This window comes from Williamsia sp. z71, assembly GCF_059553375.1.
In genome coordinates this window covers 17838-36153 of sequence record NZ_JCANWX010000013.1, presented here as the reverse complement: position 1 = coordinate 36153, position 18316 = coordinate 17838, and the positions used below count along the sequence as shown (strand labels likewise).

Genomic DNA, 18316 nt, shown 5'->3' with positions numbered 1-18316 from the left:
AACCGTCCGGATGAGGGTTTGTCGGTGTCCTGTCCGGGGAGCATGTGCCGACGGTGTCGCCGCGCAGGGCAGGGGCATTCGTGGCGGGTCGGCCGCCGAGCGTGTTGAACCGGACCGGAGGCGCATAATTGAGCCCGTTGGCCGGACTCGGCAGGAGTGTGGATTGTGACGGTGCGGCCTTGAAGACGATCGATCGCAGCGAACTGGCGCTGGCCGCGACGTTGACCGCGGTCGCCGGATACCTGGATGCGATCGCGTTCATCCACCTCGGGGGCTACTTCATCTCGTTCATGAGCGGCAACACCACACAGATGTCGACGTCGTTCGTCGAGGACATGACCAGCGCGGGGCTGCGTTGCCTGCTGATCATCGGATTGTTCGTCATCGGTGTCATCGCCGGCTCGGTCGTCCGCAGGCTCATCGCCGATGCCCACGGGCGGATCGCGGTGTTGTGCTCGGTGACAACACTTCTCGCGGTCTCCGCAGTGACCGCCGCCACATGGTCGGGATATGCGTCCTTGATGGTCGTGGCGGTGGCGATGGGCGCGCTCAACTCGGTGTTCGAGAAAGGTGGGGAGGTCTCGGTGGGCCTGACCTACATGACCGGGACCCTGGTGAAGGCGGCACAGCGGTTGGTCGACGCGGCGTTCGGCGGCCCGCGATGGGTCTGGGCGCGGCATTTCCTGCTGTGGTCGTCGATGGCCGTCGGCGCGTTTGCCGGTGCCGGCGCCTACCGCGGAATAGGTATGTCGGCGGTCTGGTTGCCCTTTGTGATCGTTGCCTTGCTCACACTCTGGGTGGTGCGTGTTTTCGCAGGTCAGAAGGTTTGAGGCCGCGGCGCCGCCAGCGCGGGTGGCCGGTGCCGTTTGTTGCCACCGGTATCTTGTCAGTAGGTGCCTCTAGCATTGCCGGGTACGCCCCTGGCGCACGCCCACCAGCTGATCAGTGACGGTTGGCATAGTACAAATTGACCCCGAAAAGGACCACAGTGGTTGATCGACTCATCGTGCGCGGAGCCCGCGAACACAATCTTCGCGGCGTCGACGTGGATCTCCCGCGCGACAGTTTGATCGTTTTCACCGGACTCTCGGGCTCCGGCAAGTCGAGCCTGGCGTTCGACACGATCTTCGCCGAGGGCCAGCGCCGATACGTCGAATCGCTCTCCGCATACGCCCGGCAGTTCCTCGGCCAGATGGACAAGCCCGACGTCGACTTCATCGAAGGCCTGTCGCCGGCCGTGTCGATCGACCAGAAGTCGACCAACCGCAACCCGCGGTCGACGGTCGGCACCATCACCGAGGTCTACGACTACCTCCGTCTGCTGTATGCGCGCGCAGGCAAGGCACATTGCCCCGAGTGTGGTGCGGCCATCGAGAAGCAGACCCCGCAGCAGATCGTCGATCAGGTGCTCGCGATGGACGAGGGCATCCGGTTCCAGGTGCTGGCCCCGGTGGTGCGGACCCGCAAGGGTGAGTTCGTCGACCTGTTCGGCACCTTGCAGACGCAGGGCTTCTCCCGGGCCCGGATCGACGGTGTGGTTCATCCGCTGGCCGATCCGCCGAAGCTCAAGAAGCAGGAGAAGCACGACATCGAGGTGGTGGTCGACCGGCTGTCGGTGAAGGCCTCCGCGAAGCAGCGCCTGACCGACTCGGTGGAGACCGCGCTCGGACTGGCCGACGGTGTGATCGTCCTCGACTTCGTCGATCTCGAAGAAGACGATCCGGATCGTGAGCGCCGGTTCTCCGAGCGGATGGCCTGCCCGAACGGGCACCCCATCGCCATCGACGATCTCGAGCCCCGCTCGTTCTCGTTCAACTCGCCCTACGGCGCCTGCGCCGATTGCGACGGCCTCGGAATCCGCAAGGAGGTCGACGAGGAACTCGTTGTCCCCGATTCCGATCTGACGCTCGCCGAGGGTGCCGTCGCACCATGGGCCGGTGGCCACAACGCCGACTACTTCCTGAGGTTGTTGTCCGGACTCGGCGACGCCATGGGTTTCGACACCGACACCCCCTGGAAGAAGTTGCCGGTCAAGGCACGCCGGGCGATCCTCAACGGCAGTGACCACCAGGTGCACGTGAAGTTCCGTAACCGGTACGGCCGTACCCGTTCGTATTACACCGAGTTCGAAGGTGTGATGTCGTTCCTGCACCGCCGCATGGAACAGACCGAGTCCGAGCAGATGAAAGACCGGTACGAGGGCTACATGCGGGACATCCCGTGTCCCACCTGTAAGGGTGCCCGGCTACGTCCCGAGATCCTGGCCGTCACCCTCGACCACCAGCGGTTCGGGGAGAAGTCGATCGCGGAGGTCTGTGCCCTGTCGGTGGCCGAATGCGCCGACTACCTCTCCGACCTCAAGCTCGGGAAGCGCGAGGAGGCCATCGCCGGCCAGGTTCTCAAAGAGGTGCAGTCACGCATCCGCTTCCTGCTCGACGTCGGACTGGAGTACCTGTCGCTCTCGCGGGCGGCGGGCTCGTTGTCCGGCGGCGAGGCGCAGCGCATCCGACTGGCGACCCAGATCGGTTCCGGCCTGGCCGGTGTTCTCTACGTCCTCGACGAACCGTCGATCGGCCTGCATCAGCGCGACAACCGCCGGCTCATCGACACCCTGACCCGCTTGCGCGACCTGGGCAACACCCTGATCGTGGTCGAGCACGACGAGGACACCATCCGGTCGGCGGACTGGATCGTCGACATCGGTCCGCACGCCGGTGAACACGGCGGCCGGGTCGTCCACAGTGGCAGTTACAAAGACCTGCTGAAGAACGAGGAGTCCATCACCGGCGCCTACCTGTCGGGGCGCTCGCGGCTGGAGGTCCCGGAGATCCGGCGACCGATCGACCGCAAACGGCAGCTGACCGTTGTCGGGGCGCGGGAACACAACCTCAAGGACATCGATGTGGTGTTCCCGCTGGGCGTTCTCACCGCGGTCACCGGGGTCTCGGGGTCGGGCAAGTCCACACTTGTCAACGACATCCTGGCAACGGTGATGGCCAACAAGCTCAACGGAGCGCGTCAGGTGCCCGGCCGGCACACCCGGATCAACGGGATGGACAACCTCGACAAGCTGGTCCGTGTCGACCAGTCACCGATCGGCCGTACCCCGCGATCCAATCCGGCCACCTACACCGGTGTGTTCGACAAGATCCGCACCCTGTTCGCCGCGACCACCGAAGCCAAGGTCCGCGGCTATCAGCCGGGACGGTTCTCGTTCAACGTCAAGGGTGGACGCTGTGAGGCCTGTTCGGGCGAGGGCACGATCAAGATCGAGATGAACTTCCTGCCCGACGTCTACGTGCCGTGCGAGGTCTGCCACGGGGCGCGGTACAACCGCGAAACGCTCGAGGTCCACTACAAGGGCAAGACCATCTCCGAGGTACTCGACATGCCCATCGAGGTGGCTGCGGAGTTCTTCGAGCCGATCACCTCGATCCACCGCTACCTCAAGACCCTCAACGACGTCGGGCTCGGCTATGTCCGGCTCGGGCAGCCGGCGACAACCCTGTCCGGCGGTGAGGCGCAGCGCGTGAAGCTGGCCGCAGAACTGCAGAAACGGTCGACCGGTCGCACCGCCTACATCCTCGACGAGCCCACCACGGGTCTGCACTTCGAAGACATCCGCAAGTTGATCCACGTGATCAACGGCCTTGTCGACAAGGGCAATTCGGTGATTGTCATCGAGCACAACCTCGACGTCATCAAGACCGCCGACTGGGTCATCGACATGGGCCCCGAGGGTGGTTCGGGTGGCGGCACGGTCGTCGTCGAAGGAACCCCTGAGGATGTCGCGGCCGAACCGCTCAGTCACACGGGTAAGTTTCTCGCGGAGATCCTGAAGCCAACCAGTGCAGCGGCGCCGACGCCTGCACGTAAAGCGGCCCCGCGGAAGGCCGCGGCCAAGCAGACTGGACGTAAGAAAGCGGTCACCGCAGGCTGAGTGCGGAACGACTGATCGGGTCAGGCGGGGGGTTCTCGCCGGCCGACGACAACACCAAGGAGATCCAATGGTCGACATGAAGCCCCGTAGCCGCACCGTCACCGATGGGATCAGTGCGGCTCCGAGTCGTGGGATGCTTCGTGCGGTCGGGATGGGTGATGAGGACTGGGACAAGCCCCAGATCGGCATCGGTAGTTCGTGGAACGAGATCACTCCCTGCAACCTCTCGCTCGACCGACTGGCTCAGGCCAGTAAGGAGGGCGTGCACGCCGGTGGCGGATACCCGCTGGAGTTCGGCACCATCTCGGTCTCCGACGGCATCTCGATGGGCCACGAGGGCATGCATTTCTCGCTGGTCTCGCGTGAGGTGATCGCCGACTCGGTCGAGACCGTGATGTCGGCCGAACGCCTCGACGGCTCGGTCCTGCTGGCCGGTTGCGACAAGTCGTTGCCGGGCATGTTGATGGCCGCGGCCCGCCTCGACCTGGCCTCGGTGTTCCTTTATGCCGGCACCATCGCGCCGGGCTGGGTCAAGCTTGCCGATGGCAGCGAGCGCGACGTCACCCTGATCGACGCCTTCGAGGCGGTCGGGGCCTGTCGGGCCGGCAAGATGTCCGAGGAAGACCTCGGGCGTATCGAGCGGGCCATCTGCCCGGGTGAGGGTGCCTGCGGTGGCATGTACACCGCCAACACCATGGCGTCGATCGCCGAGGCGCTCGGGATGAGCCTGCCGGGTTCGGCCGCGCCTCCGGCCGCAGATCGTCGTCGGGACGCCTTCGCCCATCGCTCGGGTGAGGCCGTCGTCAACCTGCTGCGTCTGGGGATCACGACCCGCGACATCATCACCAAGCCCGCCCTGGAGAACGCGATCACCGTCACGATGGCCCTCGGTGGATCGACCAACGCGGTGTTGCATCTGCTGGCCATCGCCAATGAGGCCGAGGTCGATCTGAACCTCGACGACTTCAACCGCATCGGTGACCGCACACCCCATCTGGGCGACCTCAAGCCGTTCGGCCGGTACGTGATGAACGACTTCGACCGTCACGGCGGCATCCCGGTCATCATGAAGGCCCTGCTGGACGCCGACCTGCTCAACGGTGACGCGCTCACCGTCACGGGCAAGACCATGGCGGAGAATCTGGACGCGATGGAGATCGGCCCGCTCGACGGGAAAGTCATTCGCGCACTGGACAATCCGATTCACAAGACCGGTGGCATCACCGTTCTGCGCGGCTCACTGGCCCCGGAGGGCGCGGTGGTCAAGTCGGCCGGCTTCGACGCCGACACCTTCGAGGGTCCGGCGCGGGTCTTCGAACGCGAACAAAGTGCGTTGGCAGCTCTGGCCGATGGCGTGATCCAGGCGGGCGATGTGGTGGTGATCCGGTACGAGGGCCCCAAGGGCGGACCGGGAATGCGGGAGATGCTGGCGATCACCGGTGCGATCAAGGGCGCCGGCCTGGGTAAAGATGTGTTGTTGCTCACCGATGGTCGGTTCTCCGGTGGCACCACCGGACTCTGCATCGGGCACATCGCGCCGGAGGCATCCGACGGGGGACCGGTCGCCTTCATCCGGGACGGTGACCGTATCCGGGTCGACATCGCCGGCCGCACCCTCGACCTCCTCGTCGACGACGACGAGATCGAGTCACGCAAGCAGGACTGGCAGCCGCTTGACCACAAATATCAGCGGGGTGTGCTCTCCAAGTACGCCAAGCTCGTCCGTTCGGCCTCGGTCGGCGCCGTCACCCACTGACGAACCCCCTGCCGCACCCCGATGATGTGCCCTTTTGGCGAGTAAAAGCCCAGGTGGGCACCGCCAAAAGGGCACATCATCGGGGAGTGGGGCTAGTCGGCGACGGGGCCGGTCTGCTTTTCTCCCGGACCGTGGCCGGGTTCGTCGGGATGGGCGCTGGCCTCGCGGAACGCGAGCTGCAGGCTCTTGAGGCCGTCCCGCAGCGCGGAGGCGTGGATGCCCAGGTCGGCGACCGACGACTGGATGAGGCCGGCGAGGGCGGTGATCAGTTTGCGGGCTTCGTCGAGATCGAGGTGCGGGCTGCTCGACGGATCTTGCTCGGACAGGCCGAGTTTTTCGGCCGCAGCGCTCATCAGCATGACCGCGGCTCGGGTGATCACTTCGATGGCCGGGATTTCGGCCAGGTCGCGCACTTCGGGCTCGGAATTCAGGTTTTCCGTCATGGCTGTTAGACTTTCACCTACGACCGCCCTGGTTCACGCCGGGGTTGCAAGTGGAGTTCACACTCCCACCGCTCGACGTCGATCTCTTCGCAAGAAGAATTGTACGGTTGAACGGTCCGGTTTTGTCGCCGGAGATGCCGCGAAAGCGGAATATCTCCGGGAGTCTTCTGGTTGAAGGCTGGGATCGCTGGGATGCGATAGGTGACATGTGCCGGTCGGTGTGGGCCCCGTCGATGATCATCATCGATCCGGGGCCTTTTCGCTGAGGATCTGTTTCACCAGTTGCTACCGCGGTCAACCTGAGACGAAAACGTCTGCCACGAGGAACCACTTCGTACGCGGACACAAATGAGGAGGCCCCATCAGCACTGAGACTCGTATCAATGAGCGCATCCGAGTTCCCGAGGTCCGTCTTGTCGGCCCCAACTCGGAGCAGGTAGGCATTGTCCGCGTGGAAGATGCCCTGCGCTTGGCAATCGAGGCCGATCTCGACTTGGTCGAGGTGGCCCCGAATGCTCGTCCGCCGGTCTGCAAGATCATGGACTACGGCAAGTTCAAATACGAGGCGGCACAGAAGCAGCGCGAATCGCGTCGCAACCAGCAGATGACCGTCATCAAGGAGCAGAAGCTCCGCCCCAAGATCGACGACCACGATTACGAGACCAAAAAGGGTCACGTCATCCGCTTCCTCGAAGCCGGGTCGAAGGTCAAGGTGACGATCATGTTCCGTGGCCGCGAGCAGTCGCGCCCCGAACTCGGTTACCGACTGCTGCAGCGTTTGGGCTCCGACGTAGGCGAGTACGGGTTCGTCGAGACCTCCGCCAAGCAGGATGGCCGCAACATGACCATGGTCCTGGCCCCGCACAAGGGCGCCAAGACCAAGGCGCAAGCACAAGCGCAAGCTCAAGCACCAAAAGCGCAACCCCAGCAGAGTGCACCCACCAAGCCTGCGGCAGATTCAGGACCGGCTCCGGCCGCCAACCCTGAGAGCTGACCTCTCCACAGGCGTTACGAAGAGAAAGGCATTCCCATGCCCAAGACAAAAACCCACAAGGGAACCGCTAAGCGTTTCAAGGTGACCGGTAGCGGCAAGATCGTCCGTCAGCGTGCGGGCCGTCGCCACCTGATGGAGCACAAGCCCTCCAAGCAGACCCGTCGTCTCGATGGCACCGTTGTCGTCTCCGAGAACGATGCGCCCCGCATCAAGCGCCTGCTGAAGATCTAACGCTCCCCACCAGACCACTCGCTGCCGGTTCCCGGCCGCCACATTCTAAGAGGTAAATCAACAATGGCACGCGTAAAAAGGGCGGTAAACGCCCAGAAGAAGCGTCGTTCGACCCTGGAAGCTTCCAAGGGCTACCGCGGACAGCGTTCGCGTCTCTACCGCAAGGCCAAAGAGCAGCAGCTGCACTCGCTGACCTACGCCTACCGCGACCGTCGTGCTCGCAAGGGTGAGTTCCGCAAGCTGTGGATTGCGCGTATCAACGCTGCGGCGCGGGCCAATGACATCACCTACAACCGCTTCATCCAGGGTCTGAAGATCGCTGGTGTCGAGGTCGACCGCAAGATCCTCGCCGAGATCGCCGTGAGCGATCCCGAGGCATTCACCGGTCTGGTCGCAGTTGCCAAGAAGGCACTGCCGGCTGACGTCAACGCCCCCGCAGCCTAATCGGCGGCGAGATAAACATCCCCGCGCCGGACGTTCTCACCGAACGTTCGGCGCGGGTTGTTTCATATGCAAAGCTGCACCGTTCCGCGGCGCGGCGTAAAGCGGGTAGTTTCCTGGCCGAAGGTTTCAACGCCGTCGACGCGGCCATCGCATCGCGTCGCGCGCGGGTCTTGCTCGCGACCGATGAGGCCCTCGACCGATATGGAGACCTGGTGAGCCTGGCGCAGGCCGGCGGCGTCGAGGTCCTGCACGTGACCTCGGGTGCTGCCGACAAGCTCGCCGAGACCATCACCAGCACCGGGTTGTTCGTCGTGTGCGATCTGGTCGACGTGCCGATGTCCGACGTGCTGAGCACCACCCCGCGTCTGCTCGCGGTGCCCGTGGAGATGACCGATCCGGGCAACGCCGGCACCCTCATCCGGACCGCCGATGCGATGGGCGCCGACGGTGTCATCCTGGCCGGTGACAGTGTCGATCCCCACAACGGCAAGTGTGTGCGGTCCACCGCAGGCAGTGTGTTCCACGTTCCGGTCGCCCGGGAGCGCAGTGTCGACGAGGTCCTGGCCGCGCTGCGCCGGGCCGGTGTGGCGATCTGCGCCACCGCGGGAGATGCCGAGTTGAGCCTGCCGGACGCCGGCGACGTGCTCGCCGGGCCGACCGCCTGGTTGTTCGGCAACGAGGCACACGGACTGCCCGACGACATCCTGGCGCAGGCCGATCATCGGATCTCCATTCCGATCCATGGTCGCGCGGAGAGCCTCAACCTGGCTGCCGCGGCCGCGATCTGCCTCTATGCCAGCGCCGATGCCACCCGAGCGGTCGACTACCCTCGCAGGTGAGCCAAGCCGGTTCCATCAGACGTACTTCAGCTCGACGAAGTCATATTCAAGGGAGTCAACACAGCCGTGGCCGACGTCGACAGCCAGAGCCTGGCGACCGCAGTGGACGCTGCCGTCGCAGCATTTTCCGCCGCGGTTGATCTGCCAGCGCTGGCAACCGCCAAGACCGAGCACCTCGGTGACCGCTCGCCGATCGCCTTGGCCCGCCGCGAACTCGGCGCGTTGCCGAAGGAGCAGAAGGCGCAGGCCGGCAAGCTCGTCAACGTTGCCCGTGGGCAGGCGCAGAAGGCCTACGAAGACCGGCTCGCGGTTCTGACGGCCGAGCGCGACGCCGCGGTGCTGGTCGCCGAGACCATCGACGTCACCCTGCCGACCGCACGCCGGACACCCGGCGCCCGCCACCCGATCACGGTGATCGGTGACCAGGTCGCCGACGTGTTCGTCGGGATGGGCTGGGAGATCGCCGAAGGTCCCGAGGTCGAGACCGAGCACTTCAACTTCGATGCGTTGAACTTCCTGCCGGATCATCCGGCCCGGTCGATGCAGGACACCTTCTACATCGCACCGCCCGAGTCGCGGCAGGTGCTGCGCACGCACACCTCCCCGGTGCAGGTGCGCGCGATGTTGTCGCGCGAGCTGCCGATCTATGTGGCCTGCCCGGGCCGTACCTTCCGGACCGACGAGCTCGATGCGACCCACACCCCGGTGTTCCATCAGGTCGAAGGCCTCGCCGTGGACAAGGGCCTGACGATGGCGCATCTGCGGGGCACCCTCGACCACTTCGCCAAGGCGCTGTTCGGCCCCGAGACGGTCACCCGGATGCGTCCGAGCTACTTCCCGTTCACCGAACCCTCGGCAGAGGTGGACGTCTGGTTCGCCGGCAAGAAGGGTGGCGCCGGCTGGGTCGAATGGGGCGGCTGCGGCATGGTCCATCCGAATGTGTTGCGCGCCAGTGGGATCGATCCCGACGTCTACTCCGGTTTCGCTTTCGGGATGGGACTGGAACGGACCCTGCAGTTCCGCAACGACCTACCCGACATGCGCGACATGGTCGAGGGCGACATCCGCTTCACGGTGCCCTTCGGTCCCGGCGCCTGAGTACGCAGAACCAACGAAAGAGCTGAGTTTCCAGTGCAATTAGCGCAGTCGTGGCTGACAGAGATCCTGCAACAGGGCACTCCCGGGTGGTCCAAGCCGTCCGCCGAGATCGATGAGGCCTTTGTTCGCGTCGGATTCGAGATCGAAGACATCACACCGTTGCCGGAGATCACCGGACCGCTGGTGGTCGGCCGGGTCACCCGGATCGAAGAACTCACCGAGTTCAAGAAGCCCATCCGCTTCTGCCAGGTCGACGTGGGTGAGGACAAGGACCGCGACATCGTCTGCGGTGCAAGGAACTTCACCGAAGGTGACCTGATCGTTGCGGCGTTGCCTGGCTGCGTGCTGCCCGGTGGCTTCGCGATCGCGACCCGCACGACGTACGGCCGGGTGTCCGACGGGATGATCTGTTCGGTCACCGAGTTGGGTGTCGGCAACGATCACAGCGGCATCCTGGTGCTGCCGCCCGAAACCGCCGCACCCGGTGCCGACGCACGCGAGGTGCTCGGTCTCGACGACACGATCATCGACATCAATGTCACCCCGGACCGCGGCTACGCGTTCTCGGCGCGTGGTCTGTCCCGCGAGCTCGCCTGCAGCTTCGATCTGCCGTTCGCCGATCCGGCGACAGCGCCGGTGCTGCCGACCACGGCCGGCGAGTCGGGCCCAACCGTGCACCTCGATCCGGAGTCCGGGGCCACCCGGTACTGCGCGCTGATCGTGCGGGGTATCGATCCGTCGGCTCCGAGTCCGTGGTGGATGGTCAAGCGGCTGATGCTGTCCGGGGTGCGGCCGATCTCGGCTGCCGTGGACATCACCAACTACGTGATGCTCGAACTCGGCCAGCCGCTGCACGCCTTCGACGCCGCCAAGCTCTCCGGTGACATCCGGGTGCGCCGGGCGATCGCGGGGGAGAAGCTGACCACCCTGGACGACGTGGTGCGGGATCTGGATCCGGAAGACGTTGTCATCACCGACAACACCGGTCCGATCGCCCTGGCCGGTGTCATGGGCGGCGGTGCCACCGAGATCAACGCGCAGAGCACCGATGTGCTGCTGGAATCGGCGACGTTCAACCCGGTCGCGGTGTTCCGGACCGCCAAGCGCCACCGACTCACCAGCGAGGCCAGCAAGCGCTTCGAGCGGGTCGTCGACCCGGAGGTCACCGACATCGCACTTCTGCGAGCAGCCTCGCTGCTCGCCGAGATCTGCGGTGGCACCGTTGATTCCACCTACACCGACGCCGGTTCGGTGGCACCTGCGGTGTCCGTGCTGATGTCGGAGCGGGCTCCGTCGGATACTGCCGGGATCGACTACCCGGTCGGCACCGCGCAGCGGCGTCTGGTCCAGGTCGGTTGCTCGGTGGAACCGGCGGGCGACATGCTCACCGTCACCCCGCCGAGCTGGCGGCCGGATCTGCGTCTGAGTGCCGACCTCGTCGAGGAGGTGCTGCGTCTGGAGGGCTACGAGAACATTCCCGTCGTGCTCCCCAAGGCGCCCGGTGGACGAGGCCTGACCCAGGGTCAGCTCCGTCGCCGCAGTGTCGGACGCAGCCTGGCGTTGTCGGGGTACGTGGAGGTCTTGCCGTACCCGTTCATGCCCGCCGGCGTCTTCGACCTCTGGAATCTGCCCGCTGACGATCCGCGTCGGGCCACGGTCAGGGTGCTCAATCCGCTCGAGGCCGACCGCCCCGAGCTGAACACCACGTTGCTGCCCGGACTGCTCGAGATGGTCGGCCGCAATATTGCTCGGGGACAACGTGATCTGTCGATGTACACCATCGGCCAGGTGGTGCTGGGTGGACAGAACGTCCGCCCGATCGATGCGCTGCCCGTGGACCGGCGGCCGACTGCGGAACAGATCGCCGAGCTGGTCGAATCGCTTCCGGCCCAGCCGCTGCACGTCGCGGCGGTGCTGACCGGTCTGCGTGAACCGGCCGGGCCGTGGGGCAAGGGACGTACAGCCGACACCACCGACATCTTCGACGCGGTGGCGATCATCGGACAGGCCGCCGGAGTCGAGCTGAAACTGCGGTCCGCCGCGCAGGTGCCCTGGCATCCGGGTCGTTGCGGTGAGATCCTCGCCGACGACGCAGTGGTCGGCTGGGCCGGTGAACTGCACCCGGCGGTGTTGGAGAAGTTGCACCTGCCGCCGCGCTCGCTGGCGCTGGAGATCGACCTCGACGCCGTCCCGGTGAACAATGACCTTGTCTCCCCGCGGATTTCGCCGTACCCGCCGGTCCTGCAGGATCTCGCGGTGGTCGTCGATGACGATGTGGCCGCCGAGGACGTGCGCTCCGCGCTGGAGGCCGGAGCCGGACAGTTGCTCGAGAGCATCGTCCTGTTCGATGTCTTCACCGGCGAGCAGGTCGGTGAGGGCAAGAAGTCGCTCACGTTCTCACTGCGTTTCCGCGCCGACGACCGCACGCTGACCGAAGACGAGGCCACCGCCGGCCGCGACGCCGCGCTGGCTCATGCGACGTTGACCGTCGGCGCCGTGATGCGGGGCTGACGGCGGGGGGTGCGCCCACACCACCGGAGAGATGGTGGACGGGCGGGGTCAGCGTGGTCCGGTGGGTTGTGACCGATCACGAAGGCGCAGTGCGCTTTCTCGGAACTTCGCGACCACCTGTGCTTCGTCGACCCCGATGACCTCACCGTTGTCGACGACGAACTCGCCGCCGACGATGGTGTGCGTGACGTCGTCGGCGCGGGTGCTGTAGACCAGGGCCGCCTCGACGTCGTAGACCGGTGCCACGTGCGGGCGGTCGAGGTCGACGACAACCAGATCGGCAGGCGCCCCGACCCGGATCGCACCCAACTCGGGTCGATGCATCGCGATCGCCGACCGCTCCGTGGCCATGGTCAGCACCTCGCGGGTGGTCAGGAACGTGGGATCGGCCGTGGACTGTTTGTGGGTGACGGCGGCGAACTTCATCTCCCCGAACATATCCAGGGTGTTCTGACTCGCCGGTCCATCGGTGCCGAGGCCGACGGTGACCCCGGCCGACCACAGCCCCTTCAAATCCATCGTGCCGGACACCAGTTTTGCGTTGCAGCAAGGACAGTGGGCCACCTTGACCCCGTGTTCGGCGAACAGAGCAATGTCGCCTGCGGTCAATTGAGTGCAGTGTGCGGCGGTGATGTCGGGCCCCAGGAAGCCGAGGTCGTCGAGCCATTCGACGGTGGTGCGACCGTAGGTCGAGGCCATGTAGGCACTCTCGTTCAGGCCCTCGGCGATGTGGGTGTGGATCGGCAGTGACCGTTCATCGGCCAGAGTTCGGATCGCCTGCCAGAGTGGACCACTGCACGAGTACGGCGCATGGGGGGAGAGCGCCAGGCGGACGCGATCATCGATGAGCCCGGACACCGGTGCGGTCGCGGCGTCGAAGTCCTCGACCGCCGCCCAGGACCACGGACCGACATCGCGGTAGACCCCGCCGTCGGCGAACCCGTAACCGAGCGTGGCCCGCAGGCCCACCTCGCGCAGGGCCCGCGCCTGTGGCGTCACCGCGTAGGCGTCGAAATGTTCGTTGAAACAGGTGATCCCGGCCTTGGCCATCTCGACCAGCCCGCACATCGACGCCCAGTAGAGGGTCTCGTGGTCGAAGTTCTGCTTGAGCCGCCACATGGTGTCGAGCCAAGCGAACAGCTCGGTGTCCTCGAGCAGTCCGCGCAGCAACATGTTCGACGCGATGTGGGTGTGCGCGTTGACCATTCCGGGTAGTACCGCGGAGTGGGTCCCGTCGATCACCCTTGCCGCCTGCACGGGTGTCGAGGCGGGCACCAGACCCGAGATCAGCCCGTCGGCCACCAGGACCGTGTGGTCGACCAATGGATCCATACCGTCCGGCATGATCACGGTGGTTCCGGTGATGGCGATGTCGGCCTGCTGGATCATGCCGGGCTCCTCGTGTGGTCGTGTGCTGGTGCGTGCTGGATGCGCTCGCCGGTGATCTCCCGGCCGGGGCGGTGGTCGAAACTCACAACCGGGCCAAGATGCTGGTGTCGAACAGCTGATCGGCGGAGATGTCGATTCCGGCAGACTTGAGTGTGGCGATATTGCCGGCGATCTGGGCGTCGGTCATCGTCAGGAGGTCGGCCGCGGGAACCTCTTGACTGACCATCAGTGCCTCGATGCTTTCCGAGGCGAGGGTCTGCTGGGCGAGGTCCAGGCCGGTGTTCTTGCCGTACACCTCCACGGCGAGCCGGGCGCCGAGCGCCGGGTCCTCGAGATTTTCCTGCCAGCCCTGCCGCTCGCCGCCGAGGAACGAGACGAGCATGTCGGACCGGTTCTCGATGGTTTCCGTGGTGGCGAACCAGACGCTCGAGAAGGCCTGGTAACCGAAGTCCGAGAAAAACATCGTGTTGACGTCGAGGCCTTGGGCCCGCAGCGTGGCCGGCTGGTCGATGAGGAAGCCGACCTGTGCGTCGACCTCACCGTTCGCGGTCGGCGCCGGGTCGAACTGCACCGGCACGATGTCCAGATCGTCGACGTCGATGTCGTTGATCGCGCACAGGACGCGGAACGGCGCCTCGTTCTGCGCCGCGACGCCGATCTTCTTGCCGACCATCTGCTTCGGTTCGGTCAGGGCCTTGTCCTGGAGTGAGTACACACAGAACGGACTGCGCTGGAAACGGGTCGCGATGATCTTGACGTCCGCGCCGTTGTTGATCATCTCGGCCACCGCGTCCGCGTAGCCGTTCCCGAGTGCCGCCTTGCCCGACACGACCACCGTGTCCACAGCCGTGTTGGGTCCGCCGGCGAGGATGTTGACGTCGACGCCCCGGGACGTGAAGTAGCCGTTGCTCGCGGCGATATAGGTTCCGGCTTGCTCGACCGTTGGTACCCAGCCGGTTTGGGCCGAGACGCTGCCGTCGCCCGGCGATGTGGAATCCGACCCGCAGGCACTGAGGATCGGGATACCGACGAGAGCGGTGGCGCCGATACCGAGACCGCCGCGGAAGAGTGACCGGCGGCTGATCGGTGCGGACAAAGGTGAAAACGGCATGGGGAACTCCTGGTTGCGAGAGGGTTGACCGTGGTCGAGAAGATGTGGGAGGGATCAGGTTCGAATGCGATTGATGGCGCTCTCGGCCAGTGCCGCGATCCCGTAGAGCGCTGCCGCGGACAGGGTGACAAGGGCAACCAGTGTCCACATCAGTGAATAGTTGCCGCTCACACCGGCTCTGAGCATCATGAAGCCGGCTCCGTCCCCGGTGGCGAGCCACTCGCACAGGAGTGCACCGGTCATCGCCAGCGGTGCGGTGACGCGTGCGGCGGCAAAGAACGACGGCAGGGCGGCCGGAAGCTGGACTATCCACAGCACTTTCACCGGACCGCCGCCGGAAACCGACACCACCTCGCGGGCGCTGGGCGGGACGGACCGGATACCGCCGACGATCGTCACCAGTGCCGGAAAGAACGTCACGACGCCGGACACCACGATCAAGGTGATGAACCCGCGCCCGAAGATCAGCGCGATCAATGGGGTCATCGCCACGAGCGGGACGGTGCGGATCGACATGGCGATCGGCATGATGATCGACTCCGCGGTGCGGGACAGGACGACGACAACGGCGCCGATCAGCGCCAGTCCCAGGCCGCTGGCGAATCCGACCACCGTGTGGACGATGGTGAGCCGCAACGCCGCCCACATGTCCGACAGATCTCGGCCGGAGGTCAGGTAGTTCCAGACATCCACCGGTGTCTTCCCGAAGTAGGGGTCGACCGATCGCGCGATCAGGTACCAGCCACCCAAGACCAGCACCAAAGTCACCGCGAACTGCGATACGACGCCCATCATGTTTCGGGACTTGGTCACCTGAGGCGCGGAGGCCACCGAGATATCGGAGACGGTCTCCTGATCCCGCCACGTGTAGACGAGTTTCTCGGCGAGCACGGTCAGCCCGTAGGCACCGGCGGCGAGCAGGGCGGCGTACAGCGCCAGGGCCCAGGTGCGGTCGACGTCGAGTGACTGCTGCGAGTAGACCATCGCGACGCCGAGTCCCTTGTCCGCGCCCAGATACTCACCGATCATCGCGCCGAGGACCGCCAGGGGTGCGGCGACGCGGAGCGCGGCGAACAGGGCCGGTACGGCCGACCGGATCTGGACCATCCGCAGGACTTTTCCGCGTCCACCACCCGCCGCCCGGATGACGTCCACCCGGGTGGCCGATGCACTGTGCAGACCGAGGACGGCCCCGACCAGCGTGGTGAAGAAAACGCCTTGCGCGGAGATGAGCACGACCGACATGTATCGGGTCGTGACCGCGACCAGGATCGGCGAAATGGCGACGATGGGAAGGCAATACGCGACCACGCCGACTCTCATCACGATGGCCTGGGTCCACGGCAGGAGTAGTGACAATCCCGCGAGTGTCACGGCGATCGCGTTTCCGAGCAACCATCCCCAGCCCGCCTCGCCGGCGGTGGTCAGCAGGTTCGGCCAGACGAAAGCGAAGTCGTCGATTGCGGTGGCCAAGATGTCCAGGGGCGCGGCGATGGCGTAGACATCACTGAAGACCGTCTTTGCGAGCAGTTGCCATACGACGACCAGGGCGATGACGCTGCCGAGGGCTAGTACGTTCACCTTCGCCAGGAGGCCGGTCAGGTTCAGACGCGGCGGGATCGGCGCGGTCAGGGTTGTCGACATGTGGGCCTCAGCCTTCGAAAGCGTCGAGGTCGGCGAGCATGCGGGACTTGAGCTCGTCGGATGCGAAACTGGCGTGGATCGACGTCGCGGCGATGGATTTCACCGTGGCGAGATCCCAGCCGAATGTGCGCGCACAGTCGGCGTAGTCATCCTCGATCCGAACACTCATCGGCGCCGGGTCATCGGTGTTGATCGAGACCTTGACCCCGGCCAGACGCAGTGGCTCGATGGGATGTACGTCCAACGATGGATACACCTTCAGTCCTTCGACGTTGGAGCGGGGGCACATCCCCAGCGGGATCTCACGTTCGGCGAGTACCTCGACCAGTCGTGGGTCCTCGATGGACCGGACCCCGTGGTCGATCCGTTCGGCGTGGAGCAGATCCAGTGCGCCCCAGACGCTTTCCGGGCCACTGGATTCGCCGGTATGCACCGTGCGCCGGAATCCGGCGTCGCGGGCGAGGGTGAAGGCGGGTGCGAACTTCGCGTTGGTGTCGCCGGCATGGGTTTCATCGCCGTCGATCGAGAGTGCGACAACCCGGGGGACACGCGCGCGGATCATCTCTTCGACCACCTCGATCGCCGACTCTCCGGACTGCTGACGCAACAGGGAGACGCAGAGGTTGGCCTCGCACAGGCCGTCGCGGGCGGCTTCGTCGAAACCCTCGGCGATGGCTCGGGTGAAGTCGGTCAGCCGTCCCTGCCAGCTACCCCAGTGGGTGGGGTTGACGATGATGTCCGCGTACCGGACACCCGAGGCGCTCTCTCGTGCGCAGGCGCGGTACGCGGCGCTCGCGAGGTGTTCATGGGTCCGGACCAGTGATCCCTCCCAGTCCAGGAACTGCAGAAAGGTGCCGACGCCCATGCCCTTGACGGCAGCACCCTGCGGATCACGCTCGACGTGATGGGTGGAGGTGTCGAAAAGTGTTGCGGCCGGTCCCGGTAGGCCGACGCCGAGTTCGCGCGCGGACTGGACGAGGTCGGCGACGTCGAAGCAGCCCTCGAGGTGAACGTGGACTTCGGCTTTGGGCAGCCGGCGCATCACACCGGCGGTCAGGGGCGTGGTTGCTGTGGTCATCGTTGCACCGACTCCGCCGGTGGTGCGAACAGGAGGTCGGATGCCTGTTCGACGTAACTCCGGAACTCCGGACTCCGCATGATCTCCGGCTTTCGGGGACGGGGCAGGTCGATGTCGATCACCTGCTGGATCCGGCCCGGGCGCGCCGACATCACGGCCACCCGATCGGAGAGGTAGATCGCCTCGGAGATGCCGTGGGTGACCATCAGTGTGGTGGACGGCCGTTCGGTCCAGATGCGCATGAGTTCGGTGTTGAGGCGTTGCCGGGTCATGTCGTCGAGCGCACCGAACGGTTCGTCGAGCAACAGGACCATGGGTTTGAGGATGAGCGCGCGTGCGATCGACACCCGCTGCCGCATACCGCCGGAGAGCTGGCCGGGCTTGGCGCCTTCGAAACCGTCCAGTCCGACGAGTTTGATCAGATCGCTGACCTCTTTGTGTGACACCGGCTTTCCGGCGGCTTCGAGCGGAACGCGGATGTTGGCCTCGACGCTGCGCCAGGGAAGCAGCGCCGAATCCTGGAACGCCACACCCAGAATGTGTTCGTTACGAAGCTCGTTCGGTGTCCGGCCGTCGACCAGGATCGATCCGCTGGTGGGGGACTCGAGGTCGGCGAGCAGGCGCAGGATGGTCGACTTGCCACAGCCAGACGGCCCGAGCAGGGAGACGAAGCTTCCCCGGTCGGTCTGCAGGCTCACATTGTCGAGAGCGGTCACCTGCTGCCGCTTCATCGTGAACCGCTTCGACACTCCTGCGAGGTCGATACCGGTTGCGCGAAAACCCGTTTCGGGACTTCGAGCGTTCATGACTTCTCCTCTGTGTACCTGATGGCGGCGCG

At 65.5% G+C, this 18316-nt stretch carries 15 protein-coding genes; 9 read left to right on the top strand and 6 right to left on the bottom strand.

The window, feature by feature from the left end; all coding sequences use genetic code 11:
- Positions 1 to 203 precede the first annotated feature (203 nt).
- The 3 genes from AC51GR_RS24305 (at position 204) to ilvD (ending at position 5696) form a co-directional block, all read left to right on the top strand.
- The gene (locus tag AC51GR_RS24305; RefSeq protein ID WP_496327282.1) at positions 204 to 830 is read left to right on the top strand and encodes a YoaK family protein; all 627 of its coding nucleotides are present in this window, start codon (positions 204 to 206) and stop codon (positions 828 to 830) included.
- A gap of 158 nt (positions 831 to 988) precedes the next feature.
- A complete protein-coding gene (gene uvrA, locus AC51GR_RS24300) occupies positions 989 to 3940 on the top strand; it encodes an excinuclease ABC subunit UvrA (RefSeq protein ID WP_496327223.1) in 2952 nt (983 codons plus the stop codon).
- A gap of 67 nt (positions 3941 to 4007) precedes the next feature.
- On the top strand, positions 4008 to 5696 hold the full coding sequence (gene ilvD / locus AC51GR_RS24295; RefSeq protein WP_496327222.1) for a dihydroxy-acid dehydratase: 1689 nt from the start codon (positions 4008 to 4010) through the stop codon (positions 5694 to 5696).
- 92 nt (positions 5697 to 5788) lie between these two features.
- Here the strand turns inward: ilvD and AC51GR_RS24290 are convergent, their stop codons facing one another.
- Complete coding sequence (locus AC51GR_RS24290) at positions 5789 to 6139, bottom strand: DUF1844 domain-containing protein (protein WP_496327221.1); 351 nt, start codon at positions 6137 to 6139, stop codon at positions 5789 to 5791.
- Positions 6140 to 6500: 361 nt separating this feature from the next.
- Here AC51GR_RS24290 and infC point away from each other — a divergent pair, with 361 nt between their 5' ends.
- The 6 genes from infC to pheT all read left to right on the top strand — a co-directional run bounded on the left by infC (position 6501) and on the right by pheT (position 12256).
- Entirely contained in the window at positions 6501 to 7133 is a 633-nt protein-coding gene (gene infC, locus AC51GR_RS24285) for a translation initiation factor IF-3 (RefSeq protein WP_496327281.1), read from the top strand.
- A gap of 36 nt (positions 7134 to 7169) precedes the next feature.
- Positions 7170 to 7364, top strand: coding sequence for a 50S ribosomal protein L35 (gene rpmI / locus AC51GR_RS24280; RefSeq protein ID WP_495515901.1), 195 nt, complete (start codon positions 7170 to 7172; stop codon positions 7362 to 7364).
- A 63-nt stretch (positions 7365 to 7427) separates the two neighbouring features.
- Positions 7428 to 7808, top strand: a complete 381-nt coding sequence (rplT, locus tag AC51GR_RS24275) for a 50S ribosomal protein L20 (protein ID WP_331879940.1) — start codon at positions 7428 to 7430, stop codon at positions 7806 to 7808.
- Positions 7809 to 7825: 17 nt separating this feature from the next.
- Entirely contained in the window at positions 7826 to 8647 is an 822-nt protein-coding gene (locus AC51GR_RS24270; protein WP_496327280.1) for a TrmH family RNA methyltransferase, read from the top strand.
- Between the two features lie 66 nt (positions 8648 to 8713).
- Positions 8714 to 9745: a phenylalanine--tRNA ligase subunit alpha gene (gene pheS, locus AC51GR_RS24265; RefSeq protein ID WP_496327220.1), complete on the top strand. Its 1032-nt coding sequence runs from the start codon at positions 8714 to 8716 to the stop codon at positions 9743 to 9745.
- Positions 9746 to 9778: 33 nt separating this feature from the next.
- Positions 9779 to 12256: a phenylalanine--tRNA ligase subunit beta gene (gene pheT, locus AC51GR_RS24260; RefSeq protein WP_496327219.1), complete on the top strand. Its 2478-nt coding sequence runs from the start codon at positions 9779 to 9781 to the stop codon at positions 12254 to 12256.
- Positions 12257 to 12304: 48 nt separating this feature from the next.
- On the opposite strand, the gene AC51GR_RS24255 is transcribed toward pheT, so the two are convergent.
- The 5 genes from AC51GR_RS24255 to AC51GR_RS24235 form a co-directional block, all read right to left on the bottom strand.
- Positions 12305 to 13645 carry an amidohydrolase family protein gene (locus AC51GR_RS24255; RefSeq protein ID WP_496327218.1) on the bottom strand — a complete coding sequence of 447 codons (1341 nt, stop codon included), beginning with the start codon at positions 13643 to 13645 and terminating at the stop codon, positions 12305 to 12307.
- 82 nt (positions 13646 to 13727) lie between these two features.
- Positions 13728 to 14756, bottom strand: coding sequence for an ABC transporter substrate-binding protein (locus AC51GR_RS24250; RefSeq protein ID WP_496327217.1), 1029 nt, complete (start codon positions 14754 to 14756; stop codon positions 13728 to 13730).
- Between the two features lie 54 nt (positions 14757 to 14810).
- Entirely contained in the window at positions 14811 to 16400 is a 1590-nt protein-coding gene (locus AC51GR_RS24245) for an ABC transporter permease (RefSeq protein ID WP_496327216.1), read from the bottom strand.
- Positions 16401 to 16407: 7 nt separating this feature from the next.
- Positions 16408 to 17478: an adenosine deaminase gene (gene add / locus AC51GR_RS24240; RefSeq protein WP_496327215.1), complete on the bottom strand. Its 1071-nt coding sequence runs from the start codon at positions 17476 to 17478 to the stop codon at positions 16408 to 16410.
- Positions 17475 to 18284 (bottom strand): ABC transporter ATP-binding protein, encoded by an 810-nt coding sequence (locus tag AC51GR_RS24235; protein ID WP_496327214.1) that lies wholly within the window; start codon positions 18282 to 18284, stop codon positions 17475 to 17477. Before AC51GR_RS24235 ends, add begins: the two co-directional genes overlap by 4 nt.
- Between the last annotated feature and the right edge of the window lie 32 nt (positions 18285 to 18316).

Coding starts and splice junctions, on each gene's coding strand:
- ilvD (WP_496327222.1), top strand. CDS start 4,008: ATGGTCGACATGAAGCCCCGTAGCCGCACCGTCACCGATGGGATCAGT.
- AC51GR_RS24290 (WP_496327221.1), bottom strand. CDS start 6,139: ATGACGGAAAACCTGAATTCCGAGCCCGAAGTGCGCGACCTGGCCGAA.
- rpmI (WP_495515901.1), top strand. CDS start 7,170: ATGCCCAAGACAAAAACCCACAAGGGAACCGCTAAGCGTTTCAAGGTG.
- rplT (WP_331879940.1), top strand. CDS start 7,428: ATGGCACGCGTAAAAAGGGCGGTAAACGCCCAGAAGAAGCGTCGTTCG.
- AC51GR_RS24255 (WP_496327218.1), bottom strand. CDS start 13,645: ATGATCCAGCAGGCCGACATCGCCATCACCGGAACCACCGTGATCATG.
- AC51GR_RS24250 (WP_496327217.1), bottom strand. CDS start 14,756: ATGCCGTTTTCACCTTTGTCCGCACCGATCAGCCGCCGGTCACTCTTC.
- AC51GR_RS24245 (WP_496327216.1), bottom strand. CDS start 16,400: ATGTCGACAACCCTGACCGCGCCGATCCCGCCGCGTCTGAACCTGACC.
- add (WP_496327215.1), bottom strand. CDS start 17,478: ATGACCACAGCAACCACGCCCCTGACCGCCGGTGTGATGCGCCGGCTG.
- AC51GR_RS24235 (WP_496327214.1), bottom strand. CDS start 18,284: ATGAACGCTCGAAGTCCCGAAACGGGTTTTCGCGCAACCGGTATCGAC.